Origin of the sequence: Mesorhizobium sp. M0778, assembly GCF_040320105.1 — a bacterium.
Lineage (GTDB): Bacteria > Pseudomonadota > Alphaproteobacteria > Rhizobiales > Rhizobiaceae > Mesorhizobium.
On the sequence record NZ_JAMYPA010000004.1, the window covers coordinates 231,169 to 249,641 of the forward strand.

The 18,473-nt window shown below is 63.4% G+C and carries 17 protein-coding genes and 1 tRNA gene; 13 read left to right on the top strand and 5 right to left on the bottom strand.

Annotated elements, in window-relative coordinates; all coding sequences use genetic code 11:
• Nucleotides 1–3 precede the first annotated feature (3 nt).
• Nucleotides 4–468 (bottom strand): Hsp20 family protein, encoded by a 465-nt coding sequence (locus tag NKI22_RS08485; protein ID WP_352815568.1) that lies wholly within the window; start codon nt 466–468, stop codon nt 4–6.
• A gap of 476 nt (nt 469–944) precedes the next feature.
• Here NKI22_RS08485 and NKI22_RS08490 point away from each other — a divergent pair, with 476 nt between their 5' ends.
• Together NKI22_RS08490 and NKI22_RS08495 are read left to right on the top strand one after the other, a co-directional pair.
• Nucleotides 945–1,919 carry an alpha/beta fold hydrolase gene (locus NKI22_RS08490; protein ID WP_352494701.1) on the top strand — a complete coding sequence of 325 codons (975 nt, stop codon included), beginning with the start codon at nt 945–947 and terminating at the stop codon, nt 1,917–1,919.
• A 144-nt stretch (nt 1,920–2,063) separates the two neighbouring features.
• On the top strand, nt 2,064–2,522 hold the full coding sequence (locus NKI22_RS08495; protein WP_352815566.1) for a styrene oxide isomerase: 459 nt from the start codon (nt 2,064–2,066) through the stop codon (nt 2,520–2,522).
• A 151-nt stretch (nt 2,523–2,673) separates the two neighbouring features.
• Here the strand turns inward: NKI22_RS08495 and hisN are convergent, their stop codons facing one another.
• Both hisN and NKI22_RS08505 read right to left on the bottom strand, forming a co-directional pair.
• Nucleotides 2,674–3,447: a histidinol-phosphatase gene (hisN, locus tag NKI22_RS08500; protein ID WP_352815564.1), complete on the bottom strand. Its 774-nt coding sequence runs from the start codon at nt 3,445–3,447 to the stop codon at nt 2,674–2,676.
• 328 nt (nt 3,448–3,775) lie between these two features.
• Nucleotides 3,776–4,717, bottom strand: coding sequence for an N-formylglutamate amidohydrolase (locus NKI22_RS08505; protein WP_023719085.1), 942 nt, complete (start codon nt 4,715–4,717; stop codon nt 3,776–3,778).
• A gap of 153 nt (nt 4,718–4,870) precedes the next feature.
• Between NKI22_RS08505 and cpdR the strand changes: the two genes are divergently transcribed.
• A complete protein-coding gene (gene cpdR, locus NKI22_RS08510; protein WP_006199474.1) occupies nt 4,871–5,233 on the top strand; it encodes a cell cycle two-component system response regulator CpdR in 363 nt (120 codons plus the stop codon).
• Nucleotides 5,234–5,336: 103 nt separating this feature from the next.
• Nucleotides 5,337–5,411: transfer RNA gene (locus NKI22_RS08515), tRNA-Val, on the top strand.
• A gap of 92 nt (nt 5,412–5,503) precedes the next feature.
• On the opposite strand, the gene fcl is transcribed toward NKI22_RS08515, so the two are convergent.
• Nucleotides 5,504–6,466 (bottom strand): GDP-L-fucose synthase, encoded by a 963-nt coding sequence (fcl, locus tag NKI22_RS08520; RefSeq protein WP_352481930.1) that lies wholly within the window; start codon nt 6,464–6,466, stop codon nt 5,504–5,506.
• Between the two features lie 163 nt (nt 6,467–6,629).
• Nucleotides 6,630–7,784, bottom strand: coding sequence for a dihydrodipicolinate synthase family protein (locus NKI22_RS08525; protein WP_352815562.1), 1,155 nt, complete (start codon nt 7,782–7,784; stop codon nt 6,630–6,632).
• 243 nt (nt 7,785–8,027) lie between these two features.
• On the opposite strand from NKI22_RS08525, the gene NKI22_RS08530 reads away from it, so the two are divergent.
• The 9 genes from NKI22_RS08530 to NKI22_RS08570 all read left to right on the top strand — a co-directional run bounded on the left by NKI22_RS08530 (nt 8,028) and on the right by NKI22_RS08570 (nt 18,469).
• Nucleotides 8,028–9,083: a LacI family DNA-binding transcriptional regulator gene (locus tag NKI22_RS08530; protein WP_352481928.1), complete on the top strand. Its 1,056-nt coding sequence runs from the start codon at nt 8,028–8,030 to the stop codon at nt 9,081–9,083.
• On the top strand, nt 9,080–10,096 hold the full coding sequence (locus NKI22_RS08535; RefSeq protein ID WP_352494700.1) for a Gfo/Idh/MocA family protein: 1,017 nt from the start codon (nt 9,080–9,082) through the stop codon (nt 10,094–10,096). Before NKI22_RS08530 ends, NKI22_RS08535 begins: the two co-directional genes overlap by 4 nt.
• Nucleotides 10,093–11,694, top strand: a complete 1,602-nt coding sequence (locus NKI22_RS08540) for an acyl CoA:acetate/3-ketoacid CoA transferase (protein ID WP_352494699.1) — start codon at nt 10,093–10,095, stop codon at nt 11,692–11,694. The genes NKI22_RS08535 and NKI22_RS08540 overlap by 4 nt, the downstream gene beginning before the upstream one ends.
• On the top strand, nt 11,687–12,463 hold the full coding sequence (locus NKI22_RS08545) for an enoyl-CoA hydratase/isomerase family protein (RefSeq protein ID WP_352815558.1): 777 nt from the start codon (nt 11,687–11,689) through the stop codon (nt 12,461–12,463). The genes NKI22_RS08540 and NKI22_RS08545 overlap by 8 nt, the downstream gene beginning before the upstream one ends.
• Nucleotides 12,464–12,478: 15 nt before the next feature.
• The gene (locus tag NKI22_RS08550) at nt 12,479–13,990 is read left to right on the top strand and encodes an aldehyde dehydrogenase family protein (protein WP_352850964.1); all 1,512 of its coding nucleotides are present in this window, start codon (nt 12,479–12,481) and stop codon (nt 13,988–13,990) included.
• Nucleotides 13,991–14,050: 60 nt separating this feature from the next.
• Complete coding sequence (locus tag NKI22_RS08555; RefSeq protein ID WP_031194023.1) at nt 14,051–15,304, top strand: ABC transporter substrate-binding protein; 1,254 nt, start codon at nt 14,051–14,053, stop codon at nt 15,302–15,304.
• Between the two features lie 144 nt (nt 15,305–15,448).
• On the top strand, nt 15,449–16,408 hold the full coding sequence (locus tag NKI22_RS08560) for a carbohydrate ABC transporter permease (protein ID WP_023719058.1): 960 nt from the start codon (nt 15,449–15,451) through the stop codon (nt 16,406–16,408).
• Nucleotides 16,405–17,349, top strand: a complete 945-nt coding sequence (locus tag NKI22_RS08565; RefSeq protein WP_023719057.1) for a carbohydrate ABC transporter permease — start codon at nt 16,405–16,407, stop codon at nt 17,347–17,349. The genes NKI22_RS08560 and NKI22_RS08565 overlap by 4 nt, the downstream gene beginning before the upstream one ends.
• Nucleotides 17,350–17,353: 4 nt before the next feature.
• Nucleotides 17,354–18,469 carry an ABC transporter ATP-binding protein gene (locus tag NKI22_RS08570; protein WP_023719056.1) on the top strand — a complete coding sequence of 372 codons (1,116 nt, stop codon included), beginning with the start codon at nt 17,354–17,356 and terminating at the stop codon, nt 18,467–18,469.
• The last annotated feature ends 4 nt before the right edge of the window (nt 18,470–18,473 follow it).

Sequence of the window (18,473 nt, forward strand, 5' to 3'; positions counted from 1 at the left end):
GATTTAGCCGGCGGTCTTGGCCTCGATCTGCTTGGCCTTGGCCGGAGCCGAGCTGATCGCGATCTTGCGCGGCTTCAGCTCTTCGGGGATGTTGCGCTTGAGGTCGACAAAAAGCAGGCCGTTCTTCAGCGCGGCGCCGACAACCTCGACGTGATCGGCAAGCTGGAAGCGGCGCTCGAAGGCTCGGCTGGCGATACCGCGATAGAGCAGTTCGGAGCCTTCGCCATTGCCTTCCTCCTTGCGCTCACCCTTGACGGTCAGCACATTGCGGTGAGCTTCGATCGAAATCTCATCTTCCGAGAAGCCGGCCACAGCCATCGAGATGCGATAGGCGTCCTCGCCGGTGCGCTCGATGTTGTAAGGCGGATAGGTCTGGCCTTCCGGCTGCGCAAGCGAATCGAGCATGGTGAACAGCCGGTCAAAACCGACGGTCGAACGGTAGAGCGGGGAAAAATCAACGTGACGCATGGTGTGTTCTCCTGTTGAGCAACAAGGTTTGCGTATGGCCGGTGCGAAACCCGTGACGGCGTTCCGGATGGGCCAGCGGCCCCGACATTGGCGGCCGCATAACAAATTTGGGAAGCGGGCGACGGCATTTCAAGATTTGCCCGCGTCCGAACCGCATCGGCCCCTGATCACGTCCCGATGCCGATGAACGGCAGATGAACCGTGGCTTCGGCGAGCGTTCAGCCAGACGGCATTAAAACTGTTCTCGAGATCAGAAACAGGTCGCCTGAGAAGGCGACACGACGAGGCCGAACCGGGTGTAACGTCCCTTCCTCCCGGGTCGACAGAGGCCGGAAGCACGCCCTAGGTTGCTTCCGGCCTTACTTGTTCGCTGCCTGGGTCAACGTCCCCGGCGTCCCGAATTCCTTTGCTTTTGGCGCATGGGCGTTTATGCCTGACTTGCGCCCACGCCGTCACCGACGCCAAGCAAACACCGTATGACCGATCTGTTCCCCCAGCCCTCCCTGTTCTACGAAACTCCAGGCAATCCGCTGCCGGAAAACGCGGCCGGCGGCTTCTTCACCACGCGCGACGGCAAGAAGATCCGCTATGGGCTGTTTGCCGCGGTTGCCCGCCCGATGAAGGGCACCGTCGTCGTCCTGACCGGCCGCAACGAGTGCATCGAGAAGTATTTCGAGACCATTCGCAACCTTGCCGACCGGGGTTTTGGCGTGGCGACCCTCGACTGGCGCGGCCAAGGCGCTTCCGACCGGATGATCGGCGATCGCCAGCGCGGCTACGTCCGAAGCTTTTTCGACTATACCGGCGATCTCGAGCAGTTCTTCGAAGAGATCGTGCTGCCCGATTGCCGGGGACCCTACTACATACTGGCCCATTCGGCCGGGGCGGTGATTGCGCTGCTCGCCGCACCCTCAATGGCGAACCGCGTACGTCGCATGGTGCTGATCGCACCATTCTTCACCGTGCCTGACCTCCCGGTTTCGGTAAAAACCGTTCGCGGCATCTGTTCGCTGTTCTGCCTTCTCGGCCTTGGCCGGCTCTATGCCGCATGGGGGCCGCGGCCGAAGGAATCGGTGCCCTTCGCCATAAACAAGCTGACCAGCGACCCGGAACGCTATCGGCGCAACACGCTGATCTACGAAACCTATCCGCAGCTGGCGCTCGGCGGACCGACGATCTGCTGGCTGAAGGCGGCCACGGAGGCGTCCTTGATCGTCAGCGACCCGGATTTCATGGCCAAGATCCAGGTGCCCTTGCTGATGATCGCCGCCGGCGCCGACCAGGTCGTCTCGACCAGGGCAGTCGAAGCCTATGCAAGACGTCTGCGCGTCGGCTCGCTAGTGATGATCGACGGCGCTCGCCACGAGATCCTGCAGGAGGCCGACCTCTATCGCGAGCAACTGCTTGCGGCATTCGATGCTTTCATCCCAGGAACCGGCGACGCTGTTTAACCGCTTCGCCAGCGCCCGGCAACAAAGCCTGCGCGGGTTGCTTGCCCGGCGCAGCTTGCCCCTTATTCCCGTTCAGGCATCGAGCGCTAGGTAGCGGCCAAAGAGATTGGAGGCAATTCGGCAGAGACCGGGAGAAAAACGACCATGAACGCATCGAACACGCTGTCACGTCAGGGGCATCGGCTACTGCAGATTGGCGTCGCGCTGCTGCTGTTTTCGTCATTCGAAGGGTTTGCAATACCGTACCTCGCCGCACCGCGGCTCGGACTGTCCGCGCACACGCTCAGCGCCCTGGAGGGCGTTCTGTTGCTGGCGCTAGGCCTCGCATGGTCTAGGCTCAATCTCGGCGCGGCGATGTCGCGGATTGCGTTCTGGCTGCTGATCTATTCGGCTTTGGCGATCCTGGCCGCCTACGTGATCGCCAGCGCCTGGGGGGCCGGCAACGAGACAATGCCGTTGGCGGCCGGAGCCTTCCACGGAAGTGCCTTTCAGGAAACAGTCATCAAAGGCGTGGCGTATTCGTCTGCGCCGACCGGCCTCATCTCTTTCGTGCTCATTTTGTGGGGCCTGCGTCTCTCGGACGCTTGGCCTGCCGATAGCTAATGCATGTCCCGCAAAAGTGCGCAGCGGTTTTGCGATAACGACATCCAAACGAGCGCGTCTCCCATGAGTCGATTCAAACCCGACGCGCTTTAGAACCGTACCACGGTTTCCGTCGGATTTGCGCAAAACAAACGCTTGGGTATACGGATCCTCAGCCGCGCAGCGCCGCCATTGCTGCTGCGTGCAGCTCCGGCGTCGCCGCCGCCAGGATGTCGCCGCCCTTTTCCGCCGGTCCGCCCTCGAAAGTGGTGACGACGCCGCCTGCCTTCTCGATGATCGGGATAAGCGCAACGATGTCGTAGGGCTTCAATCCCGGATCGGCGACGATATCGACGCTGCCTGCCGCCACCATGGCGAAGGCATAGCAGTCGGTGCCGTAGCGGGCGAGCTGGACCTGTTGCTCGAACAAGTCGTAGCGCAAGCGCGCGTCTCCCTTGAACAGCGCCGGCGTGGTGGTGAACAGCGTCGCCTCGGCGAGATTTGTCGTCTTGCGCGTCGTGAGTTTTCGCGGGCCGCCCGGGCCCTCATAATGCGAGCCGGAGGCATTGGCGTAGAACAGCTCGCCGGTGAAGGGCTGCGACATCATGCCGGCGACGGCATCGCCGTCGACCGTCAGCCCGACCAGCGTGCCCCATACCGGCAGGCCGGAAATAAAGGCGCGTGTGCCATCGATCGGATCGATCACCCAGACATGCCGGCTGGAGATGTTTTCGCTGCCATGTTCCTCGCCGAGAATTCCGTGATCGGGGTACTGCTCGCTGATCAGCACCCGGATGGCGCGCTCGGCCTCGCGGTCGGCCTCGGTGACCGGGTCGAAGCTGCCGCGCTCCTTGTTGGTGACCGCGCCCTGATTGCGGAAGCGCGGCAAGGTCTCGGCTGCGGCGGCACGCGCAATGCGCCGCATGAAATCGATGCTGATGTCCAACTGATTCTCCCGCTCCAGCATGTTTGAGATGCCGGTTTGCCTACGGATTTGTGCCGAAACAAGGGCATTCGGAGCCTTTCGCACGACGCCAACTGTTGCTCGAATGCAACGCCGCCGTCATGGAAATGCAATTTCCACTTCACAGTGAATTAAAAAAGCCGGAACGTGCCTTGACATTTGTGCAGCGCACAATACGTTTGTTCTCGGACAGGGGTTCCTGTCCATGCCCTCCTTGGGCGTTTCCTCCCTAGACTTCGACCGTGTCGTGCAAACGATGCGGTCTTTTTTTACGCTGCCGCATGAGCGGCGAGTGCCGCGATTCCGGCCGCTATTCGGCGGCCAGCGGCAGATCGACGAAATGATGATCCGGCATTGCCATCAGTTCGGCTGAAAACCGCGCCAGGTCGTCGGCCAGGGCGTCGAAACCAGCTGATCTCTGGAACGTCCGCTCATTCATGTAGAGCCCGCGATTGACCTCGATCTGCAGCGCATGCAGATGGCGCACCGGGCGGCCATAGTGCTCCGTGATGAAGCCTCCGGCATAGGGCTTGTTGTGGGCGACGCTGTAGCCCATGCCGGTGAGCAGGCCGATCGCCGTCTCGGTCAACGCCGCCGCGGCGGAGATGCCGAACCGGTCGCCGACGATGAAATCCGGCCGCAATCCGCTGTCGCCAACTCTTATGCTTGCCGGCATCGAGTGGCAGTCTATTAGTACGGCATAACCGAAGCGCGCATGGGTTCTGGTCAAAAGCCGTTTCAGCGTCTCGTGATAGGGTTTGTAGACCGCTTCGATGCGCGCCACGGCTTCGGCCAGCGGCAAGCGGCCGGAATAGATGTCGAGCCCCTCTCCCACCAGCTTGGGCACGGTACCGAGCCCGCCGGCCACCCGCGCCGAGCGGATGTTGCAGAAGGACGGCACCGGTTCGGCGAACATGCGAGGGTCGAGTTCCCACGGCTCCCGGTTGACGTCGAGATAGGCGCGCGGGAAGTTTGCCGCCAGCATCGGCGCCCCGAGCGCGACGGCACCGCCGAACAATTCCTCGACATAGCAGTCCTCGGAGCGGCGGATGGCGTTGCGGTCCAGCTTGGCCATCGCCATGAACCGGTCCGGATAGTAGCGGCCGCTATGCGGCGAGTTGAAGAGGAAGGGAACGCGCTGTTCGGCGCCCGATCGGATTTCGAAGGGTGGAACGACCGAAAAATCCTCGGCTGCCGTTTTCAATTTGAACGAACCCGGAAATACCAATGCATCATGACAGGAAAGTGCCACCTCGCCGCCCGCATGTCCAGCCGCCGAAGCGCTAGCCAAATCAGGATTGTGCGCCCAACGTTCACTTGATGTTTACCGTCACCTCCTCATATACAGCATGGTTAACGGGCTTGCCGCACGGCATTGTCGGTTGGGTGATTCGGACGGGACAAGATGGCACGCATTCTGCTGGCGGAAGACGACGACGACATGCGCCGGTTCCTCGTCAAGGCGCTGGAGCGCGCCGGCTATCAGGTCAGCGATTTCGACAATGGCGCCAGCGCCTATGAGCGGCTGCGCGAGGAACCTTTTTCGCTGCTTTTGACCGACATCGTCATGCCCGAGATGGATGGCATCGAGCTCGCCCGCCGCGCCACCGAGATCGACCCCGATCTCAAGGTGATGTTCATCACCGGCTTCGCCGCCGTCGCGCTGAACCCCGATTCGAAAGCGCCGAAAGACGCCAAGGTGCTGTCGAAGCCGTTCCACCTGCGCGACCTCGTCAACGAAGTCGAAAAGATGTTGCAGGCCGCCTGACGCGCTTTTTGTCGCGTCTTGACCGACGCGGCAAGCCAGCCATTCTTTCCCTTTCCCGCTATTGACGCGCTGAACCAAAAATGGTGTATGCGCGGCTTCGGATGGGCGTGTAGCTCAGCGGGAGAGCACTGCATTGACATTGCAGGGGTCACAGGTTCAATCCCTGTCACGCCCACCATCCAGACAATCCCTCAATCGGCCGTCGGTGTTTTCATCGGCTGACGTTCTCGGCCTGATCCGATCCTGACGCCGAGCTCGCCAATACCGACGTCAGGCCGCGCCGAGGCGAAGATCGCCAGTCTCGACGTGCTCCAGAAACCAGGCATAGGTCTGTTCCAATCCGCTGCGCAACGAGTAGCGCGGACGCCAGCCGGTGGCGAACAGGCGCGACACGTCCATCAGCTTGCGCGGCGTGCCGTCCGGCTTTGTCGGATCGAATGTGATCGTGGCATCGGCGCCGGCGACCGACACGATGGTGCGGGCAAGGTCGGCAATGGTGATGTCTTCCCCAGAGCCGACATTGATGTGGCTGTCGCCGGCATAATTCTTCAACAGCCAGACCAGGGCGTCGGCGGCGTCGTCGACATGCAGGAATTCGCGCATCGGCGTGCCCGATCCCCACACCTCCAGGCTCTTGCGGCCGGCGCGCCTGGCCTCGTGCGCCTTGCGCATCAGAGCGGGCACGACATGGCTGGAATTGAGGTCGAAATTGTCGCCCGGGCCGTAGAGATTGGTCGGCATCGCCGAGATGTAGTCGACACCGTATTGGCGCCGGTAGGCCTGGCACAGTTTCAGTCCGGCGATCTTGGCGATCGCATACCATTCGTTGGTGGGTTCGAGCGGGCCGCTCAGCAAGGCGTCCTCGGAGATCGGCTGCGCCGCGAATTTGGGATAGATGCAGGATGAACCGAGAAACAGCAGCTTCTGCACCTCGTTACGGAAGGCGCTGTCGATGACATTGTTCTGCATGACGAGGTTGTCCTGCAGAAAATCGACCGGAAGCCTGTCGTTGGCCAGGATACCGCCGACCTTGGCCGCTGCCATCACCACTGCATCCGGCTTGCGGTCGGCCATCCAGCGCCGCACCCCGGCCTGATCGAGAAGATCGAGCTCGGCGCGCGAGGCGGTCAGGACCTCGCAATCTTCGTCGGCCAATCTGCGCAGGATGGCCGAGCCGACCATGCCGCGATGCCCGGCGACAAAAACGCGCTTGCCCTGAAGGTCGAAGGTCATCAGCTCACCCCAATGCAGAACGGCAGCTTTGCCAGTGGCCGGCGGAGCGCCGGATCGGCTTCTCTGTTGCCGGACGCATACCGCATACAGATTTATCCAGACAAGCCAAATCGCAAAACCACCCAAACCAGGCGTTTGGATCAGACGCTGTAACGTCTAGCGATCAGACACCCGCTACCGCGCAGAGGCTTGTCATTCTGGCGATGGCGAGTTCCGGCTCGGCCAGCAACCCCGCCTGATCGGCAAGGCGAAAGACATCGGCATAGTGACGGATGCCGCGCGCCGATTGCATGCCGCCGATCATCGAAAAATGCTCCTGATGACCGTTCAGCCACGCCATGAAGACGATGCCGGCCTTGTAATATTCGGTCGGCGTCTCGAAGATCTTGCGCGATAGCGACACTGTCGGGACCATCAGCGCGTCATAGCCGGCGCGGTCGCCGTCGGCCAGCTTTGCCAGCGCCGCATTGGCGACCGGCGCGATCGCATCGAAAATGCCGAGCAGCGCGTGCGAATGTCGGTCGCCGTCGCCGGCGATAAGCTCGGGATAATTGAAGTCGTCGCCGGTGAACATGACCACGCCCTCGGGCAGCCGGTTCCGGAGCGCGATTTCCTTGCCGGCATCGAGCAGCGATATCTTTATGCCCTCGACCTTGCGGGCATGGCGCTCGATGATCGCGACCACCGTCTCGAGGGCGGTTTCGAAATCGCTGCTGCCCCAGTAGCCTTTCAGCGCCGGGTCGAAGATGTCGCCCAGCCAGTGCAGGATGACCTTGCCGGAGGACTGGGACAGGATGCGGTCGTAGACGCTGACATAATCGTCGGGCCCTTTGGCGACCGCCGCCAGCGCCCGGCTGGCCATCATGATCGCCTTGCCGCCAAGGCCTTCGATGAAGCCGAACTGCTCTTCATAGGCCGCGACGACATCGTCGAGCGTGCTCGCGGCGCCCGGCGCCAGATGGTCGGTGCCGGCGCCCGACGCGAGATCGGCGCCATCGACGCTTCGCGCCTCGATAATCGAGCGGCGGATCAGTTCCCTAGCGTTTGCCCAGTCGAAACCCATGCCGCGCTGTGAGGTGTCCATCGCTTCGGCGACGCGGAAGCCGAGCCGCCACAGATGATGGCGAAACGCCATCGTCTTGTCCCAGTCGACCGCGGGCCTGGACCACGGATCGGTCATGGCGAGCGGATCGGCGACAACATGGGCGGCAGCGTAGGCGATGCGCGAGAACCGCGCGCCGGCCGCAGGCTGCACCGGCTGGCCGACAAGCCGGTAGCGGATGCGGCCGCCGCCTTCCCCTGGCAAGGTGATGTCCATGGCTCTCTCCCTTCCCAGCGCCTATTAAATGGAACGTTCCAATAAATCAAGATGCTTTGCCGCTCCGCCGTGCGCCGGTCGAATTGCGGCAGCGCAACAGCAGAAAGCCATACACTCCTTCGCAATTGGGCGCCATGAGCCGCATTTTCACGGATTCGCAAAAACGCGATTGACTCAAATCCATAGGAGGGATTAGATCGTTCCAATAAATCGCATAAGAAACCATCGGGAGGATAGATCTGGATGGCCAGCCGGGCCAAGGCAACGATACTCGACATAGCCCGTGAGGCGGGCGTGTCCAAATCGACGGTATCGCTCGTGCTGCAAGGCAGCGGGCTGATCCGGCCTGAGACCGCGCTCAAGGTGCGCAAGGCGATCGAGGATGTCGGCTATGTCTACAACCGCGGCGCCGCCAATCTGCGCAAGGCCCATTCCAACGTCATCGGCATGGTCATCAACGATCTTACCAATCCGTTTTTCGCCGAGATGGCGGTCGGCATGGAGCGCGTCTTCCAGTCGGCCGGCATCGTGCCTTTCATCGCCAACACGGCGGAGAGCCCGGTGCGCCAGGAAGAGGTGCTGAAATCGCTGATGGAGCAAGGGGTCGCCGGGCTCGTCGTGTCGCCGGCGCGCGGCACCGCGCCTGGCGCCTTCCGCCGGCTTGAGACCGCGGGCGTTCCGGTCGTCTTCGTCATGCGCCGGCTTCCTGAAAGCCGCATTCCGGTGATCGCGCCCGACAACCATCGCGGCGCCTATCTTGCCACCGCCCATCTGATCGGCAAGGGGCATCGCCGGCTGGCCTTCTTCGGCGGCTCGCCCGATCTTGTCGTCTATCACGAGCGGCTGGGCGGCTTTCGCGAGGCCTGTGAAGCGCTCGGCATCGCACCGGCCGACAGGCTGGTCTTCGAGGGCGAAACCAGCCGCAAGGGCGGCATTGCCTGCCTGGAAACCGCGCTCGCCATGGCCGCGCCGCCGACCGCGGCGCTTTGCTTCAACGATGCGGTCGCCTTCGGCGTCTTGCTGGCCCTGCGCAAGCGCGGCCTGGAACCCGGCGCGGATTTTGCCGTCGTCGGTTTCGACGACGTGGCCGAGGCCGAACACTACATGCCGGCGCTGACCAGCGTCGCGGTGAACACCGCCGGTCTCGGCGAGCGCGCCGCCCATGTCGTGCTGAAGATGATCCAATCGCGCACCACGCGCGCCGAGGATCATATCGGCGCCGTCAACCTCGTGGTCAGGGAAAGCTGCGGCCCCGATCGCAAGGGACATAGCTGCGCAGGAATGGGAGACGCGGCATGACCGTCAGTTGGGGGCTGATCGGCGCCAGCACGATCGCAAGACAGTTCATGATCGGCGCCATCCGCGCGCAGCCGGACGGCGAGATCGCCGCAGTGATGAGCTCCAGCCCGGGGCGCGCCGCCACCTATGCCAGCGAAAACCGCATTCCGGCGGCGGTCTCGGCGCTTGATGAATTGCTCAGCTCCGACATCGACGCCGTTTACATCTCGACCACCAACGAATTGCATCTCGAACAGGCACTCGCCGCTATCGAGGCGGGAAAGCATGTGCTTTGCGAAAAACCACTGGCGCTGACCAGCGCCGACGCCCGCAAGATGGTCGCCGCCGCCAGGGCTGCCGGCGTCGTGCTCGGCACCAATCACCATTTGCGCAATGCCGGCTCGCATCGGGCGATGCGCGCAGCGATCGCTGCCGGCCGCATCGGCAGGCCGATCGCCGCGCGCGTCTTCCACTCTGTCTATCTGCCGGAAAACCTGCAGGGCTGGCGCATCACCAGGCCGGACGCCGGCGGCGGCGTGGTGCTCGACATCACCGTCCATGATGCCGACACGCTGCGCTTCGTGCTCGGCGACGATCCAGTCGGGATCTCGGCCTTCACACAATCGGCCGGCATGGCCGCCGGCGGGCTGGAAGACGGCGCCATGTGCCTCTGGCGCTTCGCATCGGGCGTCATCGCCCAGTCGCATGAGGGCTTCACCACCAAGTTCGCCGGGACCGGCTTCGAGGTGCATGGCACCGAAGGCTCGCTGATCGGCAGGGACGTGATGACGCAGAAGCCAGTCGGCTCTGTGTTGCTGCGAACGGCACAGGGCGAGGAGGAATTGAGCTTCGATCGCGAAGACCTCTATGCCCGTTCGCTGCGCCAATTCCACGCGGCGATCCGCGGCGAGGGCCAGCCTTCCGCCACCGGCGAGGACGGCGTCTGGTCGCTGACCGCGGCCGAAGCGGCATTGCAGTCGGCCAGGTCCGGCAAGGCCGTTGCCATCGACCCGAAGCTCGGGAGTGCTGGGTGAGCAAGCTCGTCTCCGCGACTGAGGCTGCCGGCCTGATCAAGGATGGTATGGTCGTTTCCGTGTCATCGTCGAGCGGCCTCGGCTGTCCGGACGCGGTGCTGGCCGCCATCGGCGAGCGCTTCGACGCGGATGGGCATCCCAAGGATATCACGACGCTGCACCCGATCGCCGCCGGCGACATGTACGGCATCAAGGGCATTGATCATCTCGCCAAGCCCGGCTTGTTGAAGCGCACTTTGTGCGGCTCCTATCCATCCGGGCCGTCCTCGTCCGAACCGCCGCAGATCTGGAAGATGATCGGCGACAATTCGGTCGCCGCCTATAACGTGCCGTCCGGCATCCTGTTCGACATGCATCGCGAGGCCGCCGCCAAGCGCCCCGGGGTGCTGACCAAGGTCGGGCTCGACACCTTCGCCGACCCGCGCCACCAAGGCTGCGCCATGAATGCCGCCGCCAGCGAGCCGATCGTTTCCGTGCAGCAGTTCGATGGCGAGGAGTGGCTCTATTTCCGCTCGATCGTGCCGCAGGTCGCGATCATCCGCGCCACCACCGCCGACGAGCGCGGCAACCTCACCTATGAGCATGAAGGCGCCTATCTCGGCGGCCTCGAACAGGCGCTGGCCGCTCGCAACAATGGCGGCATCGTCATCGCGCAGGTCAAGCGCGTCGTCGAGAACGGCACGCTGAAGCCGCACGATGTGCGTGTGCCCGGCGTGCTGGTCGATCATATCGTGGTGGCGCCCGACCAGTTGCAGACGACGCTGACGCCCTACGATCCGGCCATCTCCGGCGAGATCTTCCGGCCACTGTCGAGCTTTCGCAACGCTGAAATGAACGTCCAGAAGGTCATTGCCCGCCGCGTCGCCATGGAGCTTGCCGACGGCATGGTCGTCAATATCGGCTTCGGCATCTCGGCCAATGTGCCGCGCATCCTGCTCGAGGAAGGCCAGCACGGCAAGGTCACCTGGGTCATCGAACAGGGCGCGGTTGGCGGCGTGCCGCTGCTCGACTTCAAGTTCGGCTGCTCGTCGAACGCCGACGCTTTCATGCCCTCGCCGCACCAGTTCATCTATTTTCAGGCTGGCGGCTTCGACGCCTCGCTGCTGTCCTTCCTGCAGATCGACCGCCACGGCTCTGTCAATGTCTCGAAGCTTTCGGCGCGGCCGCATGTCACCGCCGGCGCCGGCGGCTTCGTCGACATCACCGCGCGGGCGAAGAAGATCGTCTTTTCCGGTTTCTTCAATGCCGGTGCCAAACTCTCATTGGCCGATGGCGGCATCCGCATCGACCAGGAGGGCAAGGTCAAGAAAGTCGTCGGCGAGGTCGAGCACATCTCCTTCTCGGGCAAGCGTGCCGTCGCCCAAGGGCAGGACATCACCTACATCACCGAGCGCTGCGTGATGAAGCTGACGCCGGCAGGGCTGATGGTCACCGAGCTGGCGCCGGGCATCGACCTTGAACGCGATGTGCTGGCGCAGGCCGAGATCCCGCTTGCTGTCGCCAACGACCTCAAAGTGACGCCGGACGCGCTCTACCACGACCGACCGATCGGCCTGTTGCTTAATAGCGGCGCCTCGCTTGGGGGCGCACATGGCTGAGCGTCTAGTAACCTTTGAAACTGACGGCGCCATCGGCATTGTCACGCTGCGCCGGCCGGAGAAATTCAACGCGCTCGACATTCCGATGCTGCGGGCGCTGGAAGCAGCACTCGACGAGGCCGAGGCGGCGGATGGCGTCCGCGTCGTGCTGGTCTGCGGCGAAGGCAAGGGCTTTTGCGCCGGCGGCGATGTCGAAGCATGGGCAGAAATGAGCGCTGTCGACTTCCAGGTGCAATGGGTGCGCTACGGCCACCGCGTCTTTGATCGGCTGGCGCGGCTGCGGCAGCCGACGATCGCCGTGCTTGCCGGCCATGCGCTGGGCGGCGGGCTGGAACTGGCGGCGGCTGCAGACTTCCGCGTGGCGGAAACACAGGTGAAGCTGGGGTTCCCCGAAACCTCGATCGGCGTCGTTCCCGGCTGGTCCGGCACCCAGCGCGCCGTGCGCCGCTTCGGTGCGCAGGCAGTGCGGCGGATGGCGCTCGGCGGCGAAGTGTTTCTGGCTACCGAGGCTCTTGTTCTGGGGATTGTCGACCGGGTGGTCGAGACCGGTAAGGCGTTCGCCGAAGCCAAGGCCTGGGCCGGCAAGATCGCCGAGCGCGGGCCGCTGGCGGCCGAGGCTGCCAAGCTGATGATTGCCATTGCCGAAGGCGAGGAGAGTGCCGCCGCGACCGAAGCGCTCGCCAGCGGCTTCATTGCGCTGACAAGCGATCTCAGGGCTGGCGTCGAGGCTTTCAAAGCCAAGCAGAAGCCGGCGTTCTCAAGATCTTAGGAACCTGAAACTCACATGAACGCGCCTCTTAACATCACTATGCCCGCCGAGGCAGCCGCAGCGCCGAAAAGCTACCGGCTGCTGATCGACGGCAAGTTCGTCGATGCCCAGGACGGCCGCACGCTGGAGCGCAGCAGCCCCGGCCACGGCTTCACCGTTTCGCGCTATGCGCAAGCCGGCGCGGCGGACGTCGAGGCGGCGGTACAGGCCGCGCACAAGGCCTTCGAGACCGGCCCGTGGCCGCGCATGAAAGCCGCCGAGCGCGCCGCGATCCTGCTCAAGACGGCTGGCCCGATCGAGGCGCGACTGGACGAGATTGCCCGGCTCGACGCGCTGGAATCCGGCAAGCCGATTGCCCAGGCGCGCGGCGAGATCGGCGGCGCCATCGACATCTGGCGCTATGCTGCGGCACTCGCCCGCACGCTTCACGGCGAAAGCTACGCCAATCTCGGCGATGCCATGCTCGGTGTCGTGCTGCGCGAACCGATCGGCGTCGTCTCGATCATCACGCCGTGGAATTTCCCGTTCCTTATCGTCAGCCAGAAACTGCCCTTCGCGCTCGCCGCCGGCTGCACGGCGGTGGTCAAGCCGAGCGAGATGACCTCGGCCTCGACCTTCGTGCTCGGCGAGATCCTGATGCAGGCCGGCTTGCCCGATGGCGTCGTCAACATCCTTGCCGGGCTGGGCGCCGATGTCGGCGCACCGATGGTCAGCCATCCGCTGGTCGAAATGGTGTCGTTCACCGGCTCCACCCGCGTCGGCAAGATGACCATGGCGTCTGCCGCCAACTCGCTGAAGAAAGTCTCGATGGAGCTCGGCGGCAAGAACGGCCAGATCGTCTTTCCCGACGCCGACCTCGAGGCCGCCGCCGACGCGGCGGTATTCGGCGGCTTCTTCAATGCCGGCGAATGTTGCAATGCCGGCAGCCGGCTGATCGTCCATGAGGCGATCGCCGACGAGTTCCTCGGCGCCGTCAAAGCCCTCACCGCCAAGGTGGTTGTCGGCGACCCGCTCGACGACCGCACCAAGGTTGGCGCGATGATCTCCGCCGACCATGTGGCCAAGGTCACCGGCTACGTGACGGCAGCGGAAAACGACGGCAGCCGGATTTATACTGGCGGCAAGCAACTTGCTTCCAGCGCCGGCCAGTATCTCGACCCGACCATCATTCGCGACGTCACCGAAGACATGGCCATTGCGCGCGAGGAAGTGTTCGGTCCGGTGCTCTCGGTGCTGACTTTTGAATCGATTGAAAGGGCGTTGCACATCGCCAACAACACGCCCTATGGTCTGTCGGCGGGCGTGTGGAGCGCCAGCATCGATACGTGCATGTCGGTGGCGCGGAATGTGCGTTCGGGAACCGTTTGGATGAACACGTTCATGGAGGGTTACCCCGAACTGCCTTTCGGCGGCTACAAGCAGTCCGGTTTGGGACGCGAACTCGGCAAGCGCGCCGTCGAGGATTATACCGAGGAAAAGACAATCCAGTTTCATCGCGGCCAGCGCACCGGATGGTGGGTCGGCTGAGTTGGGAAGAACCCGGTGGCCATCCGCCGGTCGTTGTAAGTTCAACAAGGGAGGAAGTACATGTTGCGCAAACTGCTTATCGGGACGGCACTCGCGTCGGGCGTTGCGTTCGCGGCCCATGCCGAGGACGTCAAGGAAGTCCAGATGCTGCATTGGTGGACGTCGGGCGGCGAAGCTGCCGCTCTGAACGTGCTCAAGCAGGATCTGGCCAAGGAAGGCTTTGCCTGGAAGGACGTGCCGGTGGCCGGCGGCGGCGGCGACGCCGCCATGACCGCGCTGAAGGCGATGGTGGCGGCCGGCAACTACCCGACCGCCTCGCAGATGCTTGGCTATACCGTGCTCGACTACGCCGCAGCCGGCGTCATGGGCGACCTGACCGAGACGGCGATAAAGGAAGGCTGGGACAAGTCCGTTCCCGCGGCCCTGCAGAAATTCTCGGTCTATGACGGCAAGTGGGTCGCGGCCCCGGTCAACGTCCACTCGGTCAACTGGCTGTGGATCAACAAGGCGGTGATGGACAAGATCGGCGGCACCGAGCCCAAGACCTTCGACGACTTCATCGCGCTGCTCGACAAAGCCAAGGCGGCGGGCGTCATCCCGCTCGCGCTGGGCGGCCAGAATTGGCAGGAAGCCACCATGTTCGACTCGGTCGTGCTGTCGACCGGCGGGCCCGAGTTCTACAAGAAGGCCTTCAACGACCTCGACGAGGAGTCGCTGAAGTCCGACACGATGAAGAAGTCGTTCGACAATCTCGCCAAGCTCGTCACCTATGTCGACCCGAACTTCTCGGGCCGGGACTGGAACCTCGCCACCGCCATGGTCATCAAGGGCGATGCGTTGGTGCAGGTGATGGGTGACTGGGCCAAGGGCGAATTCAACGCCGCCAAGAAGGTCCCCGGCACCGACTTCCTGTGCTACCGCTTCCCCGGCACCGATGGCAGCGTCGTCTACAACTCCGACATGTTCGGCATGTTCAACGTTCCGGAGGACCGCAAGGCCGCCCAGATCGCCTTGGCCACCGCCACTCTGTCGAAGAGCTTCCAGTCGGCCTTCAACGTCGTCAAGGGCTCTGTTCCGGCCCGCACCGACGTGCCGGACACCGATTTCGACGCTTGCGGCAAGAAGGGCATGGCCGATTTGAAGGCCGCCAATGAAGGCGGCACGCTGTTCGGTTCGCTGGCGCAAGGCTATGGCGCGCCTCCGGCGGTTGCCAACGCCTACAAGGATGTCGTCTCGAAGTTCGTGCACGGCCAGATCAAGACCTCGGACGAGGCCGTGACCCAACTGGTCAGCGCGATCGAAGACGCCAAGTAAGGCACCGCCGATGTGAATGATCTCCCCGGCGCAAGCCGGGGAGATTTCCCTGCGGCGAGGTTTTGCGGTTGCGCCGACCGGCACGCTTTCGTGCCGCAGAGCCCGCGACAGCCGAATTCCGGACCCGCCATACGGAATGGACAGATGAGTACAGTTGCTGAAACCAGTATCACGCTGACGCCGGAGCACGATGCCCGTCCGGGCGCCTCTGTGCGCTCGCGCCTTCAGGACGCGCTGCCGAAGCTCGTGCTAGCGCCAAGCTTTGCCGCCTCCGTCGTCTTCGTCTACGGCTTCATCCTGTGGACGATCTATCTGTCCTTCACCAACTCCAAGACCTTTCCCTCCTACGCCATCACCGGGCCACGCGCCTATCAGCGGCTATGGCGCTGGACCTTCGAAAGCGATCCGCCGTCCAGCTGGTACACGTCGATCACCAATATGGGGATTTTCGGCTTCCTCTATATTTCCATCTGCTTGGCACTCGGCCTGTTCCTGGCGATCCTGCTTGATCAGAAGATCCGCGGCGAAGGCATGTTGCGGCCGATCTATCTCTACCCCATGGCACTGTCCTTCATCGTCACCGGCGTTGCCTGGAAATGGTTTCTCGACCCCGGCCTCGGCCTCGAGCAGACGTTGCACCAGTGGGGCTGGACGAGCTTCCATTTCGACTGGATCAAGAACAAGGATTTCGTCATCTACACGGTGGTCATCGCCGGCGTCTGGCAGGCTTCGGGCTTTATCATGGCGATGTTCCTGGCCGGCCTGCGCGGGATCGACGGCGAGATCATGAAGGCGGCGCAGATCGACGGCGCCACCACCTTCCAGCTCTACCGCCGCATCGTCATTCCGCTGCTGCGGCCGATCTTCCTTTCGGCGTTGATCGTGCTCGCGCATCTCGCCATCAAGTCCTACGATCTGGTCGTCGCGCTGACCAGCGGCGGGCCGGGCGGCTCGGCTTGGCTGCCGTCGAACTTCATGTATGAGTACACCTTCAAGCGCAACGAAATGGCCGTCGGCTCGGCCAGCGCCGTGATCATGCTGATGACCATCACCGCGATCATCGTTCCCTATCTCTATTCCGAGCTCCGGGAGAAGCCGCGATGAGCGCCGTGGCCACTCCTGCTCGCCAGAACACTGGCGGTATCCGCGCCAGGACGGTCAACCGCATCGTCATCTACGGGCTGCTGGCGCTGTTCGCGCTGTTCTACCTGATGCCGCTATTCGTCATGCTGGTGACCTCGTTCAAGACCATGGACGAAATCCAGAACGGCAACATGCTGGCGCTGCCGCAAGCGCCGACTTTCGCACCCTGGATAAGGGCGTGGAGCGAGGTCTGCTCGGGTCTCACCTGCGTCGGCATGAAGGGTTATTTCTGGAACTCGATCAAGATGGTGGTTCCAGCGGTCGTCATCTCGACCCTGCTCGGCGCGCTCAACGGCTATGTGCTGACGAAGTGGCGCTTTCGCGGGGCGACGCTGGTGTTCGGGCTGATGCTGTTTGCCTGCTTCATCCCGTTCCAATCGGTTCTCTTGCCGATGGCAACGATCCTCGGCAGCTTCGGCCGGTTCGGCGTCAAGCTGCAGAACGCGACCGGCCTCACCTTCGGCTTCGGCAATCCGACGGTGAACCTGGTGTTCGTCCACGTCGTCTACGGCATCGGCTTCACCACCCTGTTCTTCCGCAATTACTACGAAGCGTTTCCGAATGAATTGGTGAAGGCGGCGCAGATCGACGGCGCCAGCTTCTTCCAGATCTTCCGGCGCATCATGCTGCCCAACTCGCTGCCGATCATCGTGGTGACGGTGATCTACCAGTTCACCAATATCTGGAACGACTTCCTCTTTGCCTCCGCCTATGCCGGCTCCGGCGACGTGATGCCGATGACCGTGGCGCTGAACAACGTCGTCAACACCTCGACCGGCGTCGTCGAATACAACGTCAACATGGCGGCGGCGATGATCGCCGCGCTGCCGACGCTCCTCGTCTATGTGCTCGCCGGCCGCTATTTCGTGCGCGGCCTGATGGCCGGCGCCGTCAAAGGATAATCGCATGGCTTTTCTGGAAATTGACGGGTTGAAGAAGCGTTTCGGAGCGGTCGAGATCCTGAAAGGCATCGATCTCGACCTCGAAAAGGGCGGCTTTCTCGTGCTGGTCGGGCCCTCCGGTTGCGGCAAGTCCACGCTGCTCAACACCATTGCCGGCCTGGAGACCATCACCGAAGGCGAAATCCGCGTCGACGGACGCACGATCAACGATCTCCACCCCTCCAAGCGCGACATCGCGATGGTCTTCCAGAGCTACGCGCTCTATCCGAACATGACGGTCGCCGGCAATATCGCCTTCGGCATGGAGATGCGCGGCGTGCCGGCCGACGAGCGCCAGAAGGCCATCGACAAGGTGGCGAAGGTCCTGCAGATCGGCCATTTGCTGAAGCGCAAGCCAAGCCAGCTTTCCGGCGGCCAGCGCCAGCGCGTCGCCATGGGCCGGGCACTGGTGCGCGATCCAAAGCTGTTCCTGTTCGACGAGCCTTTGTCCAACCTCGACGCCAAGCTGCGCGTCGACATGCGCATCGAGATCAAGCGCCTGCACGCCACCACCGGCACCACCATCGTCTACGTCACGCACGACCAGATCGAGGCGATGACGCTGGCCACCAAGATCGCGGTGATGCGCGACGGCGAGGTGCAGCAGTTCGGTACGCCGGCCGAAATCTATAACAATCCGGTCAACCTGTTTGTTGCTGACTTCATGGGCTCGCCGGCGATGAACCTGATCCCGGCGACGATCGGCAGCAACGGCAGCGGCTTCTCCGTCGTCATGGAGCGCGAGGCGCGCCAGCCGATCTCGCTGCCGCTGGCCAATGCGCCGGCCGGCCTGTCGGCGTTCCAGGGAAAACCGATCATCTTCGGCGTCCGCCCGGAAGCACTGACCGATCCCGAAGGGGCCGAACGCAACGCCTCGAACATCGCCCGCGCCGACTGTCACATCGAGGTCATCGAGCCGGCCGGCTCGGATACGTTCGCGGTCACCAATCTCGGCGGCAAGGCGGTGGTGGCGCGGCTGCGCGCCGACGCCAACATCCAGCCCGGCACGGTCACGCCGCTCGCCTTCAACCTGACCAAGGCGGTGTTCTTCGATCCGGCGACCGAGAGACGCATCGTCTGACGGC